This window comes from Brachybacterium vulturis (assembly GCF_002407185.1).
GTDB lineage: Bacteria > Actinomycetota > Actinomycetes > Actinomycetales > Dermabacteraceae > Brachybacterium > Brachybacterium vulturis.
The window spans coordinates 1,142,173-1,158,338 of record NZ_CP023563.1 but is presented as its reverse complement, the minus strand read 5'-3'; the positions used below and the strand labels follow the sequence as shown (position 1 = coordinate 1,158,338).

Annotated in this window: 16 protein-coding genes and 1 tRNA gene; 7 read left to right on the top strand and 10 right to left on the bottom strand. The window is 70.8% G+C overall.

Features of this window, described 5'->3' with window-relative positions:
* The first annotated feature begins 5 nt into the window (after positions 1-5).
* The 3 genes from CFK38_RS17070 (at position 6) to CFK38_RS05120 (ending at position 1,731) form a co-directional block, all read left to right on the top strand.
* Positions 6-509 carry a cell division protein CrgA gene (locus tag CFK38_RS17070; protein ID WP_157773362.1) on the top strand — a complete coding sequence of 168 codons (504 nt, stop codon included), beginning with the start codon at positions 6-8 and terminating at the stop codon, positions 507-509.
* Between the two features lie 144 nt (positions 510-653).
* Entirely contained in the window at positions 654-1,550 is an 897-nt protein-coding gene (locus CFK38_RS05125; RefSeq protein WP_096802119.1) for an LppM family (lipo)protein, read from the top strand.
* Positions 1,551-1,658: 108 nt separating this feature from the next.
* Positions 1,659-1,731: transfer RNA gene (locus CFK38_RS05120), tRNA-Arg, on the top strand.
* A gap of 97 nt (positions 1,732-1,828) precedes the next feature.
* Here the strand turns inward: CFK38_RS05120 and CFK38_RS05115 are convergent.
* A complete protein-coding gene (locus tag CFK38_RS05115) occupies positions 1,829-2,176 on the bottom strand; it encodes an ArsR/SmtB family transcription factor (RefSeq protein WP_096802118.1) in 348 nt (115 codons plus the stop codon).
* Between the two features lie 56 nt (positions 2,177-2,232).
* Here CFK38_RS05115 and CFK38_RS05110 point away from each other — a divergent pair, with 56 nt between their 5' ends.
* Positions 2,233-3,300: a cation diffusion facilitator family transporter gene (locus tag CFK38_RS05110; protein WP_245851229.1), complete on the top strand. Its 1,068-nt coding sequence runs from the start codon at positions 2,233-2,235 to the stop codon at positions 3,298-3,300.
* A 15-nt stretch (positions 3,301-3,315) separates the two neighbouring features.
* Here the strand turns inward: CFK38_RS05110 and CFK38_RS05105 are convergent, their stop codons facing one another.
* The 6 genes from CFK38_RS05105 to CFK38_RS05080 form a co-directional block, all read right to left on the bottom strand.
* Positions 3,316-4,080, bottom strand: a complete 765-nt coding sequence (locus CFK38_RS05105) for a ThuA domain-containing protein (protein ID WP_096804220.1) — start codon at positions 4,078-4,080, stop codon at positions 3,316-3,318.
* 180 nt (positions 4,081-4,260) lie between these two features.
* Positions 4,261-4,623 (bottom strand): hypothetical protein, encoded by a 363-nt coding sequence (locus CFK38_RS05100; protein ID WP_096802117.1) that lies wholly within the window; start codon positions 4,621-4,623, stop codon positions 4,261-4,263.
* Entirely contained in the window at positions 4,620-5,186 is a 567-nt protein-coding gene (locus CFK38_RS05095; protein ID WP_096802116.1) for a histidine phosphatase family protein, read from the bottom strand. Before CFK38_RS05095 ends, CFK38_RS05100 begins: the two co-directional genes overlap by 4 nt.
* Before the next feature lie 23 nt (positions 5,187-5,209).
* Positions 5,210-6,916, bottom strand: a complete 1,707-nt coding sequence (locus CFK38_RS05090) for an FAD-binding oxidoreductase (protein WP_096802115.1) — start codon at positions 6,914-6,916, stop codon at positions 5,210-5,212.
* A complete protein-coding gene (locus tag CFK38_RS05085; RefSeq protein WP_096802114.1) occupies positions 6,913-7,836 on the bottom strand; it encodes a lysophospholipid acyltransferase family protein in 924 nt (307 codons plus the stop codon). The genes CFK38_RS05090 and CFK38_RS05085 overlap by 4 nt, the downstream gene beginning before the upstream one ends.
* A gap of 4 nt (positions 7,837-7,840) precedes the next feature.
* On the bottom strand, positions 7,841-8,617 hold the full coding sequence (locus CFK38_RS05080; RefSeq protein WP_096802113.1) for an SDR family NAD(P)-dependent oxidoreductase: 777 nt from the start codon (positions 8,615-8,617) through the stop codon (positions 7,841-7,843).
* 131 nt (positions 8,618-8,748) lie between these two features.
* Between CFK38_RS05080 and CFK38_RS05075 the strand changes: the two genes are divergently transcribed.
* The 3 genes from CFK38_RS05075 to CFK38_RS17280 all read left to right on the top strand — a co-directional run bounded on the left by CFK38_RS05075 (position 8,749) and on the right by CFK38_RS17280 (position 13,115).
* Positions 8,749-11,046: an HAD-IB family hydrolase gene (locus CFK38_RS05075; protein WP_096802112.1), complete on the top strand. Its 2,298-nt coding sequence runs from the start codon at positions 8,749-8,751 to the stop codon at positions 11,044-11,046.
* A 253-nt stretch (positions 11,047-11,299) separates the two neighbouring features.
* The gene (locus CFK38_RS05070; protein ID WP_096802111.1) at positions 11,300-12,241 is read left to right on the top strand and encodes an endonuclease domain-containing protein; all 942 of its coding nucleotides are present in this window, start codon (positions 11,300-11,302) and stop codon (positions 12,239-12,241) included.
* Between the two features lie 127 nt (positions 12,242-12,368).
* Positions 12,369-13,115, top strand: coding sequence for a hypothetical protein (locus CFK38_RS17280; RefSeq protein ID WP_172895766.1), 747 nt, complete (start codon positions 12,369-12,371; stop codon positions 13,113-13,115).
* 280 nt (positions 13,116-13,395) lie between these two features.
* On the opposite strand, the gene CFK38_RS05055 is transcribed toward CFK38_RS17280, so the two are convergent.
* From CFK38_RS05055 to CFK38_RS05045, 3 genes are read right to left on the bottom strand one after another with little or no spacing between them, the layout of a single operon-like run.
* On the bottom strand, positions 13,396-14,223 hold the full coding sequence (locus CFK38_RS05055) for an amino acid ABC transporter ATP-binding protein (protein ID WP_096802109.1): 828 nt from the start codon (positions 14,221-14,223) through the stop codon (positions 13,396-13,398).
* Positions 14,223-15,188 (bottom strand): amino acid ABC transporter permease, encoded by a 966-nt coding sequence (locus CFK38_RS05050; protein WP_096802108.1) that lies wholly within the window; start codon positions 15,186-15,188, stop codon positions 14,223-14,225. Before CFK38_RS05050 ends, CFK38_RS05055 begins: the two co-directional genes overlap by 1 nt.
* On the bottom strand, positions 15,185-16,117 hold the full coding sequence (locus tag CFK38_RS05045) for an ABC transporter substrate-binding protein (RefSeq protein ID WP_096802107.1): 933 nt from the start codon (positions 16,115-16,117) through the stop codon (positions 15,185-15,187). Before CFK38_RS05045 ends, CFK38_RS05050 begins: the two co-directional genes overlap by 4 nt.
* Between the last annotated feature and the right edge of the window lie 49 nt (positions 16,118-16,166).

Sequence of the window (16,166 nt, the reverse complement as noted above, 5' to 3'; positions counted from 1 at the left end):
GTTTCATGGCCAGGAGCAGGAAGAAGTCGCCCCGGCGGTCGACGTCGAACGCGAAGGCCACGGCCGCGGCGACACCGGCGGAGGACTCCCCGGAGGAGGCGGTCGCGGGATCCTCGAAGGATCCGGTCGCGACCTCCGCCAGGAGCACCGGCAAGGATCCGGTCAAGCGCTCCGCCACCGGCAAGGACCCCGTCAGGTCGCAGCGCCCGGTGAAGCCCGCCGGCGGGGAGGTCGCCGAGAAGGCGAAGGACTCCACCCGCTCCACCTCGGTGAAGAAGGCCGCCGCGGCGGAGAGCAGCCGCAGCACCCGCCGCCGGGTCGCCGCCACGACGCAGAACCCCGCCTGGCTCGCCCCCACCGCCGTGGTGCTGCTGATCGTGGGTCTGGCCTACCTGGTCACCTACTACATCTCCGCCGGCCAGCTCCCGCTGCCGATCGGCGACTGGAACCTCGCCGCGGGCTTCGGTGTGCTGATGGTCGGCGGCGGCATGCTCATGTTCTGGAAGTAGGCCGTCGCCACCGGGCCTGCGCGCGCCGGCGCGATGGGGAGTTCTCCCCACCGCGCCGGTGCGCCCTCGCCGGTACGCTCAGGGGGACGCGCGCTCGGTCGAGCGCTGTCCACCGAACTCAGCGCACTATCCGACGGGGGCCCCATGAACAGCATCTCGACAGGGCGGAGACTCATCGCCGTTCTCCTGCTTCCCTTCCTCATGGTGCTCGCGGGGTGCGGGAAGCTCCATGCGGATCTCGAGATCCAGGACGTCGACACGATCAACCTGTCCTACGACCTCGCCATCGACAAGGACTTCGCGACGGGGGTCTACGACGACGCCAACACCATGTGCTCCGAGATGACCGAGGAGCTGTCCGTCGGCGGCGAGCTCGCCCCCGAGGTCGAGCCCTACGAGAAGGACGGCCAGCTCGGCTGCCTCGTCTCCGGCGTCATGACCCGCGACAACTTCGGCTCCGACCTCTCCCTCACCGAGGAGGACGGCGAGTACCACCTGGTCCTCACCGGCGATGACGCCGCGCAGTTCGAGGACCCGGCGATGGCTGAGCTGGACTTCGACTTCCGGATGACCTTCACCTTCCCCGGTGAGGTCATCGAGTCCAACGGCGGTGAGATCGACGGCAACTCCGTGACCTATACCGATCTCCAGCAGGTGACGCAGGGCGTCGACATCCGGGCGGACGCCGGCGACTTCCCCTGGGTCATCGTGATCGTGGTCGTGCTGGTGCTCGGGTTCCTCTTCCTGCTCCTGCTCGCGGCGATCGCCTTCTTCGTGATCCGCGCCCGCCGGAACAAGGGCGGCGGCTCCACCCCCGCGGGCATTCCCGGCGGCTACGGCGCCGCAGCAGCCGCCGGCACCGCCACCCCGCAGGGCCAGCAGTGGGGCCAGGCCTCGCCCCCGCCGGCACCGCAGCCACCGCAGGCTCCGCAGGACGAGCAGCCCTGGTCCCGGCCGCCGCAGGACGGGCAGCAGTGGGGCCAGCCGGGTCAGGACCGGCCGGGTCAGGGTCAGCAGCCCCCGCAGAATCCGGGCTGGTGACGCCGACTCGGTGAACCGTCCAGGGGCCATGTGAGCAGGGTCATGGCTCCCGGATTGGCGCCGGCCGGACACGACCGCTAGAGTTGATCAGGTCAGTTCAGCTGGCGAGCGCCCGTAGCTTAACGGATAGAGCATCTGACTACGGATCAGAAGGTTGGGGGTTCGAATCCCTCCGGGCGCACTTTCTGGATGAAGCCCCTCACCGCACCGACCAGTGCAGCGAGGGGCTTCGTCATGCTCTCGAGGTCGTGCCCGCGACGGCCACCGATCAGCAGCTGTCAGTAGCTGTGCGGGTCGTCCTCCGTCGCCGCCCCGGTGACGTGCTCGGCATGGGAGAGGGTCTCGGCGAGCAGCCGGCGCACATGGGAGTCCGAGGCGCGGTAGAAGGCGTAGGTGCCCTCCTTCCGGCTCTCCACGAGGCCCGCGAGCCGCAGCTTCGCCAGATGCTGGCTGACCGCGGCCGGAGTCGCCCCGACCGCCTCGGCGAGCACGTTCACGCTGGCCTCCTCGATGAAGAGCGCCCAGAGGATCTTCACCCGGGTGGCATCCGAGAGCATGCGGAAGGTGCTCGCGGCGATCCGGGCGTGCTCGTCATCGGGGACCGGATCCACGGGCGAGGGATGCATGGGGCCATGCTACGCAGATCTTGCTATCTGCATGTCTACGCAGATACATTGACAGCGTGAACGACTCCCCTGCCCGACCGGCCCCCGCCCACAGCCACCACGACCACGACCACGACCACGACCACGACCACGACCACGGGAGCTCCCCGTGGTCGCGGCTCCGCCATGCGCTGACCCCGCACAGCCATGACCACGGGGAGGCGATCCGCACGGCGGAGGAGTCCAGCGCGATCGGCATCCGGGCGGCGTGGGTGAGTCTGGCGGGCATGGGCGCCACCGCGCTGCTGCAGATCGTCATCGTGGCGCTCAGCGGTTCGGTCGCCCTGCTCGCCGACACCCTGCACAACCTCGGCCATCTCGCGACCACGATCCCGCTGATCATCGCCTTCCGCCTGGGCCGGCGCACCCCCACCCGCCGCTTCAGCTACGGGTTCCGGCGCGCGGAGGATCTCGTGGGGCTGCTGATCGGCGCGGTGATCGCGCTGTCCGCCGGGCTCATCGTGTGGGAGTCGGTGCGGGCGCTCACCACGTCGCGGGACATGACCCATCTGGGCTGGGTGCTCGCCGCGGCCGTCATCGGCGCCGCCGGGAACGAGCTGGTCGCGCGGTACCGGATCCGCGCCGGTCGGAAGATCGGCTCCGCCGCGCTGATCGCCGAGGGCCAGCACGCCCGCACCGACGCGCTGACCTCCCTGGCCGTGATCATCGGCGTGCTCGGCGCCTGGCTGGGCCTGCCCTGGATCGACCCGGTGATCGGCCTCGGGATCGCCGCAATGGTGATCCTGGTGCTGATCAGCTCGATGCGCACCGTGATCCACCGCCTGATGGACGGGGTCGAGGCCGGCACCCTGGACACGGTGGAGGCGGCGGCGACGGTGCCCGGCGTCCTCGCCGTGCGCGAGGCCCGTGCCCGCTGGATCGGTCACCGGCTGGAGGCCGAGGTGTCCGTGGACGTCGACCCTGCGCTCAGCGTGGGCCGCTGCGATCAGCTCGCCCGCACGATCGAGGAGGAGATGCGCCGCTCCCTGCCCCACCTGGACCGAGTGGGGGCACGTTTCACCGCGGCGACCGCGGTGGCGCAGGGGCCGGACCCGTCGCCCCCGGCCATGCCGACGGCGCGATGACCCGTTCCAGGGCCCTCAGAGGACCCGGGTGACCTCCTCGCCGCGGTACCAGTCGCGCGGCGCATGGGCGATCTTCACGGGAGCGGCCTCCCGCTCCTCGGGACGGGCCCACACCACGGCGTTGGCCAGCACCCGCTGGATCTCGGCCTGATGGTAGACGGGGTACTCCTGGTCGCCGGGGCTGAAGTAGAAGACCTTGCCCTTGCCGCGGCGGAACACGGCACCGGAGCGGAACACCTCTCCCCCTGCGAAGGACGAGAGGAAGACCAGTTCGTCGGGGGCGGGGATGTCGAACATCTCGCCGTACATCTCCTGCTGCGGGATGAGGATCGGGTGCGGGATGCCGCGGGCGATCGGGTGGGAGCCGTTCACCGTCCAGACCCGCTCCTCCTCGCCGTCGTTCCGCCACAGCAGGTTGCAGGTGGTGCCCATCAGCGCCCTGAAGGGCTTGGAGTAGTGGGCCGAGTGCAGCGGGATCAGGCCCATGCCCTCGTGCACGCGGCGCACCACGCGCTCGGCGACCTCGTCGGGCACGTCCGCGTGCGCCATGTGACCCCACCAGGTGAGCACGTCGGTCTCGGCGAGCGCTTCCTCGGAAAGGGTCTCCTCGATGTCGTCGAGCAGGGCGATGCGCACCTCCGCGTCGACGCCGTCGGCCGCGAGCAGGGAGCGCAGCGCATCCGCGATGACGGTGTGCATCCCCGCGGGATAGATCTTCTGCACCGACTCGTCGAGCTTCTCGTGCCGGTTCTCGCCGAAGACGGCGATGCGCAAAGTCATGGTGTCCTTCATCCTGTCGCTGAGGGGCCCCTGCATCACCCGCAGGGACGGTCGGTCCATCGTAGATCGGGGCCGACGACCGAACCGTGACCGGGATGTGATCCGATTCTCACTCGAGCCGGGCTATGGTCGTTCCCAGGCTCCTTCAATGGCGAGGGAGCCCCCTCTTCCTCGGGCCGCTCATCCGGCCCCGAGCTGCCGCTCGAGCGCGGCGGCCACCTCCCGGTGCCTGCGCGCCGCCCGGGCACGGCCCACCGCCCCGCCGAGGGCCCTCCCCGCTCCCGAGCCCCATCGGTGGTGCACCTCGACGGCGCCCGGGACCTCCCGCAGCTCGAGCGCCGCGGTGAGGTGGAACCTCGAGCCGGCGAAGGCGCCCAGGAGCACCGTGCGTCGCAGGCTGCCGGTCTCGACCTCCAGCCGTCCCGGTCCGCGCTCATGCACCGTCCAGCCGCGGTCGGTGAAGAACTCCGCGACCAGAGCGCGGACGGCGGGCAGGTCCCCGGCGACGGTGAGGTTGCGGCCTTCGGGAGGAGCAGCCCTCATGCCGCCCGGCCGTCACCGATCCGGCGCAGCTCTGCATTGCCCAGGTGCGGGACCTCGCGATGCTCGTGCGGATCCCTCCCGGACCCGACCGCGAGCGCGATCTGCAGCACGTCGCCGTGGGCAACCAGCACCACCGGTGCCTCCCGTGCCAGCTCGTCGGCTGCGGACAGCGCCGCGGAGACCCGGGCCGCGACGGCCGCGACCTGCTCGACCCCGCCCTGGTGGGTGCCGCGGTCGCGGTCCACCTGCCAGATCTGCTGGTAGGCGCTGGCAGGGCCCTCGTCGTGCCGCCCGAACCTGCGCTCCCGCAGGCGCTCGTCCACGCGGGGCGGGGCGGCACCGAGCCCGGCGGCGAACTCCTGGGCCGTCTGCAGGGCGCGGGCGAAGTCGCTCGAGACGACGATGGTCCCCGGCCCCAGTCCCTGGGCGAGGCCCTCACGGGCGGCCGCGCGGGCCTGTGCGCGACCGCGCTCGGTGAGCCCCACCTCGACCAGCGCCCGCGGTCCAGGGACGGACACGATCAGGCCCTCGACGTTCGCCGTGGACTCGCCGTGGCGGAGCACCCAGACCTGCCCCCTCCCCGCGCTCAGGGGGAGACGACCTTGCCGGGGTTCAGGTTCCGGCCCGGGTCGTTGTCCGCGAACAGGCCCTTGACCATGCGCGTGCCGACCTCGCCGATGTCCTCGGTGATCCACGGCTGGTGCTCGGTGCCCACCGCATGGTGATGGCTGACCGTCGCGCCGAGGTCCACGAAGGTCTGCTGCACCGCGCCCTTGGCGGCGTAGTACTGCTGAAGCGCCTGCTGCTTGGAGGAGTAGGGGAAGGCGAAGGTGAAGTAGAGGCAGGCCCCGGCGTGGTAGCTGTGCGACATGTGGCAGAACATGAAGCCGGGCAGGCCCTGCTCCTCCTGGGTCGCGTAGAACGCCTGGTAGGCCCTGGCATGGAGCTCGTTGAGCCGCGACCAGGTCGCCCCGGTGTCGCAGACGTCGCCGAAGACCTGATAGTCCATCAGGAAGTCACGCAGGTAGGGGGTGTCGAACTTCTTCTGGTCGTAGATCGCGCCCGGACCCGCCCCCAGGGTGATGCCGCCGTTGCTCTTGACGATCTTCTTCACCAGCGCCTTCTGCTGCTCGACCGCCTCCTTGGAGCCCTCGAAGCACACGTAGGAGATCGACATCTCGTTCGTGGTGTCCCACCCCTTCGAGCGCAGGTAGGCGAACAGCCCGTCCTGCACCTTCGCGGCGACGCGGCCCTTGGTGGAGCTGGGCTCCTTGACCATGGAGAGGCTGAACTCGGTCTCCGGCCCGTCGGAGAGGCGGGTGAAGGTGGGGGTGACGTCGGTGGAGCGGGCGATCGCGTGCATGCCGCGGATGCCGTGCTCCCAGTCCGGGTACATGTACGCGATCACCTGGCGCACCGGGGCGAGGCGATGGACCTGCACGGTGGCCTCGGTGATCACGCCGAGCCGGCCCTCGCTGCCCAGGATCATCTCGTGCACGCTGGGGCCGGAGTCCCGGCCCGGGATCGGCTTGGTGACCGCGACGCCGTCGGGGTGGACCAGGCGCAGCCCGCGCACGATGTCCTCGATGTCCCCGTACTTGTCCGACTGCATGCCGGAGGAGCGGGTCGCGGCCCAGCCGCCGAGGGTCGAGTAGGTGAAGGAGTCCGGGAAGTGGCCGACGGTCCACCCCTCGGCGTTGAGCTGCTCCTCGAGATCGGGGCCGTAGACGCCGGCCTCGACCCGGGCCAGGCCCGCGGTGTCGTCGATCTCGACCACCTCGCGCATCCGGCCCAGGTTCAGGGAGATCACGGGGCGCTGCTCGGCAACGTCCGGCGTGACCGAGCCGGAGATGCTGGAGCCGCCGCCGTAGGGGATCAGCACCAGGTCCTGCTCGAGCACGAGCCGCAGCACCGCGGCGACCTCCTCCTCGGAGGCGGGATAGACGACGACGTCGACCAGCCGGGCGAAGTCTCCGGCCCGGACGCGGAACAGGTCCGGCAGGGAGCGGCCGAAGGAGTGGATGACGCGGTACTCGTCGTCCTCGATCACGTTCTCCGCGCCGACCGCCGCGGTCAGCCCGGAGCGCACCTCCTGCGGCAGGCGGCCCGCGGGGATCTCGAAGACCGACAGGTCGGGCACGACCGGCTGCTGGGAGTCCAGGTCCACGCCGACCTTGTTCTTCGCCAGCACCGGGAATGCGGGCTTGTTATCGTACCGGAAGGTGACGTCGTCCAGTCCCCAGCCCCACCACTTGTGCCGCTTGACCTCGCGCGCGCTCAGCCGATCGCTCATGCGGAATCCTCCTCGCCCCGGGCGGCCACGCCCAGGACCTCGTCGTGATGCTCGTCGTACAGGTCTTTCACCCGCGTGTGGATCCGCCTCGAGTACTCGACGGCGGATTCGTCCGGGTCGGAGATCATCGGCTCGCCGAAGACGACGCGGACCGGCGGACGGCCCGGCAGGGGCCAGTAGCGGCCCTTGGGCATCGCCTCGTAGCCGCCGATGATCGCCGCGGGCACGACGGGCACGCCGACCCCGATCGCGAGCGCCGCGGCACCGGGCTTGAAGTCCGACATCCTCCCCGTCGTCTGCCGGGTCCCCTCGGGGAACACCAGGATCGGGACCCCGGAGCGCAGCAGCCGGCGTGAGGTGCCGGCGTGCCTGCGGCTGCCGCCGCGGTCGATCGGGAAGGCGTTGAGCATGGTGCGCACGAAGATCCGGCGGTACCAGTGGTCGAACCAGTAGTCCGCGGCGGCCCCGGTGCACAGGAACCTGCCCTGGGCCCAGGGCAGGCTCATCGCCAGCAGCGGGCCGTCCACATGGCTGGTGTGATTCGCGACCAGCACGAACGGTCCGCGGATGCTCTTGACCCGGCGGTGCGTCTGCACCTGCGGGGAGACGACGGAGTTCACGAAGCCGCGGAAGAGCACGCGCTGCAGCACGAAGCGGGCCGCGGCCCGCCAGCCCGAGCGGTACTTGGCCAGCTCCCCCGTGGGCTTCTCCCAGCCCTCGCCGCGGGAGCGCGCGGACAGGGAGTGCGCGGACAGCGAGTCCAGCAGCCGCCGCGAGCGGTCCTTCAGGTCATCGGTCGCCCTCGCGGTCGCGTCGGCCGCCCGTGACCGGGCGGTCGGCGCGGGGGGCGACGGGTCCGCGGCGGGATCGGGATCCTCGGCGTCGGGGTCGGTGCTGGGCGGGATGTCCTGCGGGGTCACACGATCACTTCTCCCGGGTGCGGCGGTGGCTGAGCAGGGAACTGAGCCTAGCGACCAGGCCGCGCGGCATGGCGCGCAGCACCGCTGCGATCAGCTTCCAGCGGGTCGAGGGGATCGAGACCGGCCTGCCCCGGGCGACATCGCGCAGGCAGTCCTCGACCAGACGCTCGGGATCCAGCCAGAGCGGTCCGGGGATCGAGGAGCCCGTGATCCCGGCACGGGAATGGAACTCGGTGCGCACCCAGCCCGGCATCAGCGCCGTGACCTGCACCCCGGTGCCGTGCAGCTGCACGCCCAGGGATTCGGAGTAGTTGCCCGTCCACGCCTTGATGGCGGAGTAGTTGTTCTGGGTGACCAGCGCCGAGACGGAGCCGACGTTGATGATCCAGCCCTCGCCGCGCGCGCTCATCGCTCGCCCCGCGGCGCCACCGAGCTTCAGGACGGCCCGGATCATCACCTCGAAGCCGCGGTCATGCGCGGAGAGGTCCTCCTCCAGCAGGCTCGCCTTCACCGAGAAGCCGGCATTGTTGACCAGGACGTCGACGGGCTCGGCGGTGAGTTCGAGGCGGTCGGCGACGCGCTGCTGGGCGTCACGGTCGGAGAGGTCGGCGACGAGCGTCTCGACCTCGACACCGAACTCTCTGCGCAGCTGCGCGGCGACCTCGGTGAGGCGATCGGCGTCCCGCGCGACCAGCACGAGCGCTGTCCCACGACCCGCGAATGCTCTGGCGAACGCGGCCCCGATGCCTGCGGTGCCGCCGGTGATCAGGGCCCTATGCATGGCGGCTACGATACACTAGCGCCGCCCTGACCAGCGCGGAGAAGCCCCCTGGTGGGAGCCCCGCCGGGCACCCCGCGGGTGTCGCCGCAGCCGCGCCCCGCGCCCCGCCGTACCCGTCCACAGAGGATCCCATGTCGCACAGCACCTCCCCCGCCGCTCAGCCCGCCGCCGGCGGCTCGACCAGCGGGGCCCGTCGGATCCTGCTGACCGGCGTGACCGGATTCCTGGGCCAGGCCGTGCTGCGGTCGCTGCTGGAGACCACCGAGAACGTCCACGTCACCGCCGTTGTGCGCCCCAAGGGCTCGGTCACCGGCCGCAAGCGGCTCGAACAGCTGCTGCGCAAGCCCGTCTTCTCCTCCTGGGCAGAGCTGCTCGGCGCGCAGGGCGAGGACGGCACCGCGGTCGATGGCAGGGCCCGCCTGAAGGAGATCTTCGATGCCCGCGTGAGCGTGCTCGAGGGTGACCTCACCGACATGCCCGCGATCACCGAACCCCTCGACGTGGTCATCCACTCCGCCTCCTCGGTCTCCTTCGACCCCCCGATCGACGAGGCCTTCCGCACCAACGTCGGCGGCGCGCAGAACCTGTACGAGGCGCTGCTCGCCTCCGGGCAGGACCCGCACGTCATCCACGTCTCCACCGCCTACGTCGGCGGCATCTCGAAGGGTCTGCGCCAGGAGGGCTCGCTCCAGGCCGACGTCGACTGGCGCGCCGAGTACGAGGCCGCCCTCGCCGCCCGCGCCCGGGTCGAGGCCGAGTCCCGCAAGCCGGAGACCCTGCGCTCCCAGATCCGCGCCGCGAAGCTGCGCGTGGGCCGGATGGGCCCCAAGACCGTCGCCGCCGCCTCCGAGGACGCCCGCCGCGAATGGGTCGACGAGCGCCTGGTCGACTTCGGCCGCACCCGCGCCCAGTCCGTCGGCTGGACCGACATCTACACCTTCACCAAGGCGATGGCCGAGCAGGTCGCCGAGGAGCTGTGGGCCGCGGGCGGCCACCGCGTCTCCTTCGTGCGCCCCTCGATCATCGAGTCCGCGATGACGAAGCCCTACCCGGGCTGGATCGACGGCTACAAGGTCGCCGACCCGCTGATCATGGCCTACGGCCGTGGCGTGCTGCCCGAGTTCCCGGGCCTGGCGGACTCCATCCTCGACGTGATCCCGGTGGACCACGTGGTCAACGTGATCGTCGCCCTCGCCACCCAGGAGGTCTCGCGCCGCGGCGATGACGCCTACTACCAGGTGGTCTCCGGCAACTCGAACCCGCTGCCCTTCCACGAGATGGTCACCGCGGTGCGCGAGTACTTCGTGCAGTACCCGCTGGAGGATGACAAGGGCCGACCGATCCAGGTGCCCGAGTGGTCCTTCCCGGCCGTGGAGATGGTCGAGCAGCGGTTCCGCGCCAAGGAGCTCTCGGCGAAGCTCGGCGCCGCCGCGGTCGCCTATCTCCCCGCCACCCGGCGCACGCGGGAGTGGACCTCCAGCCTGCACACGGCCACCTCGGGCCTGACCATGCTGCGCAAGTACATCGAGCTGTACCGCCACTACACGAAGACCGAGATGGTCTTCGACGACGCCAACACCCGGGCGCTGCGGGACGAGCTCCCGGCGGAGTTCCTCGAGACCCATGACTTCGACATCACCGGACTCGTCTGGAAGGACTACTTCCAGACGCAGCACCTGCCGGCGGTCACCGACCTGACCAAGGCGTACTCCCGGGCGAAGTCGGCGCAGACGAAGCGGGCCTCGCGTCCCACCCCCGCGCTGAAGGAGTCCACCGACTCCCTGGCCGTGTTCGACCTCGACGGCACCGTGCTGGCCACCAACATCGTCCAGCAGTACTTCGCCGTGGTCCGCGCCACGCGACCGCGCCGCACCTGGCCGGCGGAGATCGGTGGCCTGCTCGCCGCGGTGCCCGGCTACCTGCGCGCCGACAAGCGCGACCGCTCGGAGCTGATCCGCCTGGTCAACCGCCGCTACAAGGGCTACCGCAGCGCCGACCTGCGCACCCTGATGCAGGGCGAGGCCGGGCGCCGGATCCGCGCCTCCGTCCGCCCGGAGGCGCTGGAGACGATCGAGCGCCACCGCGCCGCCGGCCACCGCACGGTGCTGGTCTCCGGTGCGCTGGACGTGCTGGTCGAGCCGCTCGCGGACCTCTTCGACGAGGTCGTCGCCACCCACATGGACGAGGACGAGGGCGGCGTGATGACCGGCTACCTGGCCACGCCTCCGCTGGTCGACGAGGCCCGCGCGAACTGGCTGCGCAAGTACGCCGCCGAGCACGGCGCGGACCTGGCCACCTCCTACGGCTACGGCGACTCCCATGCCGACGCTGCCTGGCTCGACCTGGTGGGCACCCCCGCCGCGGTCGCCCCGGACCTGGGCCTGTACGCGGTGGCGAAGAAGAAGCGCTGGCAGATCCTGGAGTGGTGAGCGGGTAGGGGCGCCTGTCGCGGCGCCGGCCCAGCCCCGGCAACCCCGCTCGGCGGCGCCGGCCCGGATCCCGACAGATTCGCTCGGCGGTGTCACCAGATATCTGCCCCATATGAGGTGTGAACGCGTATGCGCCGTTCACACTTCATATGCGTCATTCTTCCGGTGGCCGACCGTCCCTCCCCACATCCCCGCTGTCCACATTGCTCCGGTCCACCGCCCCTTACGCACCGTTCGCGCCCAGACTCGGAGCATGTTCGGTCCCAGCCGCTTGACTCTGCCGGCGAGCGCCTGGCGCCCCTCGCAACCTGCACGTCGGCTGCAGGGAACCCTCCACCTGGGCGCAGAGCAGCTCGGTGTCGCCCGACGCAGTCAGCTTCCGGCCCTCGACCTCACGCAATGGACGATGCGAGCCGCTCTCGAGCGGGGCGAGCTGCGGCGCATCGCGTCCGGCTGGTACGCCGTGCCCACCGCCGTCCCCGACGTGAGCCGAGCCCTGGCCGCCGGATTTCGACTGACCTGTGTGGACGCCTTGAGGATGCACGGCCTGTGGATCCCTGCGAGACCCACCGCAGAGAGGAAACACCTGCACGTCTACCGGGCCGGCAGCAGAGCCCCCCTGCTGTCGACGATGATCGCGCATTCCCCACGCAGCCGCTCGTGGCCGGAGCCGGATGCAGTCGCCTCGCTCCGCCTCGCCCTCACCCATGCACTGCGCTGCTGCAGCGGCGAGACCTCCGCGATCCTGCTCGAGTCCGCGATGGAGCGCGGCCTCCTCTCCCCCGCTGAGGTCCAGCAGATCCTCGACGACGCGCCAGATGCCGTCCGCTCCCGGATCGGCATGCTCTCCTCGGCGAGCGATTCCGGCTCGGAGACGAGGGTCGTGCGGTGGTTGCGACGCGGCGGGTTCCAGGTCGAGCAGCAGGTGTACGTGGAGGGGGTGGGATATCTGGATGCCTACGTCGGCGGGGTCTTCCTGGAGATCGACGGGCGCGCGTTCCATTCCGACGAGGACGCCTTCGGTCGGGACCGCCGTCGGGATCTGCGCGCCATCCGGCACGGGCTGCAGGTGCTGCGCGTGAGCTATGACCAGGTTTGGCACCACTGGCCCGCGACTCAGCAGGACATCCTGCGGGTCATCGCGGAGGTTGGAGGATTCGGCCGACGCAAGGTGGCACAGCTGACCGCCGCCTGAATGCTGTGCCGGGGGCAGCTCTGCACGGGGAGTACTGCACGGGTACCTCTGCATGGGGAGCACTCCCCATCGCGCACGTCTCTCACCTGCGGATATGTTGGCCGCTCCACGACACGAGGAGGACGCCATGTCCCGAACGATCTTCACCCGCGGCACAGTCCTGGCAGCCGCCACCATGCTCGCCCTGAGCGCCTGCGGGGGTGCCGACGAGGCCCCCGCCGAGGGGGAGCGCAATGCGGGCAGCACCACGTCGACTGAGGACGACGCCCCTCAGGCCGACGCGGACGAGGACACCGACACCGACACCGACACCGACACCGACACCGACGCCACCGAATCCGAGGACAGCTCGGACGACGCGACGGAGGACTCCGAGGAGGGCGGCGACGAGTCAGGCTCTGAGGAGGGCGGTGACACCTCGGCCGCCGAGGCGGCGGCGGTGGAGATCGGGACGGAGTTCACCGATGAGGAGACCGGTGACGTGATCACCGTCGTCTCCGCGACGCGCCACAACCCCACCGAGTACGACATGGCCACCGACAACCCCGAGGGCGAGATGATCTACCTCGAGGTCGCGGTGACGCCCGGAGATATCTACGGCGGCGTCGTCAGCCAGCGGGACTTCTACCTGGACGACGGCGGCGAGCTGGTCAACTACGCGGCCAGCGCCGATGACGAGCTGATAGACGCTGGCTACGAATACTTCGACGGCCCCTCACGCCGCGACGGGGAGGCCACCGGGTACATCCCGATCTACCTCGAGAGCACCGGGGACACGATCAAGGGCGCGTACGTGCGACCGGAGATGAAGATCTTGGGCGAGGACGCCACCGTCCCGGAGTTCCGCGCCGAGTTCGAGATCCCCGCGGCCTGAGCTGTCTGGTTCTCGCCGACGACAGCGTCGCCACGCCACCAGGCCACCACCAGAACTATGACGCTGGTGAGGTCCGAACGCTCCACAGCCGTTCAAACCTCATATGGGTCAGAAATCTGGTGGCCGGGACCAGCTGCGGGCGCGGCGAGCAGCGGGGTGGGGCCGGGCCAGCGGGGTGGGGCCGGGCCAGCGGAGCGGGGCCGGGCCAGCGGAGCGGGGCCGGGCAGGACGAGCCGCACCCTGCCTGGGCAGGGCGGAGCCGGGCGCGCCGCAGCCCGGCTCACAGCACCGAGGCGAGGAAGCTCTGCAGGCGCTCGGACTGCGGGTGGTCGACGACCTGCTCGGGGGTGCCGCGCTCGAGGATGCGGCCCTCGTCCATGAACACCACCTGGTCGGCCACCTCGCGGGCGAAGCCCATCTCGTGGGTCACCACCACCATGGTCATGCCGTCGGCCGCGAGGTCCTTGAGCACGGCGAGCACCTCGGAGACCAGCTCCGGGTCCAGGGCGCTGGTGGGCTCGTCGAAGAGCATCAGCTCGGGGTCCATCGCGAGCGCCCGGGCGATCGCGACCCGCTGCTGCTGCCCACCTGAGAGCTCTGCGGGGTAGTGCTCGGCGCGGTCGGCCAGTCCCACGCGCTCCAGCAGGGCGCGGGCCTTCTTCTCGGCGGCGGCCCTGGGCAGCCCGCGCACCTGCACCGGTGCCTCCATCACGTTCGTCAGCGCCGTGAGGTGCGGGAACAGATGGAAGCGCTGGAAGACCATGCCGATGCGGGAGCGCTGGGCGGCGATCTGGGCGGCGGTGAGCTGCTGCCAGCGGCCGTCGGGCAGCGGGTCGGGCTGAAAGCCCTGCACCTCGCCGTCGATGAGGACCCGTCCCGCGGTGGGCTCCTCGAGCTGGTTGATGCAGCGCAGCAGGGTGGACTTGCCGGAGCCGGACGGGCCCACCAGCACCGCCACCTCGCCGGCGTGCACCGTGAGGTCGCAGGCCTTGAGCACGTGCAGGTCGCCGAAGGTCTTGTGGACCGCCTCGACCTCGATGACGGGACGGGGCGGGGCGGCGGGCGTCCAGTCGGCGCCGGGCGCGGGGTTCTCGGGGGTCCGGCTCATCACAGCTCCACCTCCGGGAGCGGGTCCTGCGGGGTGGTGCCGGCGCGGTTCACCGCGGCCTGACGGGAGCGTCCGCCGCGACCGGCGGGCGGGGTGCGGTCGTCGAAACCGCGCCCGAAGTACTTCTCGAGGTAGTGCTGGCCCACCATCAGCACACTGGTGATCGCCAGGTACCACAGCGCCGCGACGATCAGCAGCGGGATCGGGGTGAACAGCTTGTTGGCGATGCCGTTGGTGGCGAAGGTGAGGTCGAGGGTGAAGGGCACCGCGAGCACCAGGGAGGTGGTCTTCAGCATGCCGATGGTCTCGTTGCCCAGCGGCGGGACGATCACCCGCATGGCCTGCGGCACGATGATCCGGCGCAGGATCGTCCCGTTGCTCATGCCCAGCGCCTTCGAGGCCTCGGACTGCCCTCTGTCCACGGAGTTCAGGCCGGAACGGATGATCTCGGCGAGGTAGGCGCCCTCGTTCAGCCCCAGGCCGATCACGGCGGCCCAGAACGCGGTGAGCAGCTCGCGGGTGGAGAAGCTCAGCAGCTCGGGGCCGAAGGGCACTCCCACCACGATCTTGGGGACGATCACGGTGAACAGGCCCCAGAACACCAGCTGGGTGTACACCGGGATGCCGCGGAAGACGAAGATGTACGCCCAGCTCACGCCGCGCAGCACCGGGTTCTCGCTGCGGCGCATGATCGCGGCGGTGAGCGCCACGGCGGTGCCCAGCACCATCGATGCCGCGGTCAGCAGCAGCGTCCAGCCGACGCCCTGGATCACCTTGACGTCCAGCAGATAGGTGGCCACGGTGCCCCAGGCGAGCACCGGGTTGGTCACCAGGAACCAGAGCAGGCCGAGGGCCAGCACGGCCACGACCACGGCGGAGATCCAGGTGCCGGGACGGGAGGCGGCCCGGGCGCGGATCGGCGTGAAGCCCGGCGCAGCGGGGGCGGAGGTCTGGGTGGTGCTCACGGCTGGGGGTTCACTTCCGCGGTCGGGATCATGCCGGCGTCATTGCCCCATGCAGCGAGGATGCGCTCCATGTGGCCGGAGTCGATGAGGTGCTGGAGTGCGGCGCGCAGCGCTTCGGCCAGCTCGGGCTGGTCCTTGGCGACGACGATGCCGTTCAGCGCGGACTCCTCGATCTCGCCGATCGCCTCGAGGGTGCCGCGGGAGCGGGCGACGGCGTAGGCGGCGACCGGGGAGTCGGCCATCAGGATGTCGCCCTTGCCGCCGGCGACGTTGGTCGCCGCATCGGAGTTCGAGGTGTAGGCGAGGATGTCGTAGGGAGGCTCCCCGGCGTCGCGGCACTCCTGCGAGCGCTCGATCGAGAGCTCCTCCTGGTAGGTGCCGACCTGCAGGGCGACCCGCTTGCCGCAGAGATCCTCGGGGTGGATGTCGTAGGGGTTGCCGGCCTTGACGGCGTAGGCGATCCCGGCCTGGAAGTAGGAGACCATCGTGACCGCCTCGAGCCGCTCGGCGTTGACGGTGAAGCTCGAGATGCCGAGGTCGTAGGTGGCGCCGACGGCGGGGATGATCTGCGCGAACACCGCAGCCTCGGTGCGGGTGGTCAGCCCCAGCACCGCGCCGATCGCGGCGAGGATGTCGATGTCGTAGCCGATGGCCTCGCCGCTGCTGCCGACGAACTCGCCGGGGGCGTAGTTCAGGGCGGCGCCGTTGATCAGCTCGCCGCGCTCACGGATCTCTGCGGGCACGAGGTCTGCGATCTCGGGGACCTCCTCGATGCCGGAGAGGTCCACCTCGGGCACGGCGTTCGATTCCGCGTCCAGGCGCTCGGAGGCGTGGGTGCAGGAGGCCAGCGCCGGGGTGAGGGCACAGGTGGCGAGCAGCAGGGGTGCGGCGCGCAGCAGGGTGCGCCGACGGGGCCGGGAGAACGTCACCGATGAATAGTATTCACGTCTCTGCATGGAAACAAGTTGCTGTCGCGTG

What these genes read in the sequence shown, in the direction of transcription:
- CFK38_RS17070 (WP_157773362.1), top strand. Translation starts at nt 6, where the DNA reads ATGGCCAGGAGCAGGAAGAAGTCGCCCCGGCGGTCGACGTCGAACGCG.
- CFK38_RS05125 (WP_096802119.1), top strand. Translation starts at nt 654, where the DNA reads ATGAACAGCATCTCGACAGGGCGGAGACTCATCGCCGTTCTCCTGCTT.
- CFK38_RS05115 (WP_096802118.1), bottom strand. Translation starts at nt 2,176, where the DNA reads ATGCATCCCTCGCCCGTGGATCCGGTCCCCGATGACGAGCACGCCCGG.
- CFK38_RS05105 (WP_096804220.1), bottom strand. Translation starts at nt 4,080, where the DNA reads ATGACTTTGCGCATCGCCGTCTTCGGCGAGAACCGGCACGAGAAGCTC.
- CFK38_RS05100 (WP_096802117.1), bottom strand. Translation starts at nt 4,623, where the DNA reads ATGAGGGCTGCTCCTCCCGAAGGCCGCAACCTCACCGTCGCCGGGGAC.
- CFK38_RS05090 (WP_096802115.1), bottom strand. Translation starts at nt 6,916, where the DNA reads ATGAGCGATCGGCTGAGCGCGCGCGAGGTCAAGCGGCACAAGTGGTGG.
- CFK38_RS05080 (WP_096802113.1), bottom strand. Translation starts at nt 8,617, where the DNA reads ATGCATAGGGCCCTGATCACCGGCGGCACCGCAGGCATCGGGGCCGCG.
- CFK38_RS05075 (WP_096802112.1), top strand. Translation starts at nt 8,749, where the DNA reads ATGTCGCACAGCACCTCCCCCGCCGCTCAGCCCGCCGCCGGCGGCTCG.
- CFK38_RS05070 (WP_096802111.1), top strand. Translation starts at nt 11,300, where the DNA reads ATGTTCGGTCCCAGCCGCTTGACTCTGCCGGCGAGCGCCTGGCGCCCC.
- CFK38_RS17280 (WP_172895766.1), top strand. Translation starts at nt 12,369, where the DNA reads ATGTCCCGAACGATCTTCACCCGCGGCACAGTCCTGGCAGCCGCCACC.
- CFK38_RS05055 (WP_096802109.1), bottom strand. Translation starts at nt 14,223, where the DNA reads ATGAGCCGGACCCCCGAGAACCCCGCGCCCGGCGCCGACTGGACGCCC.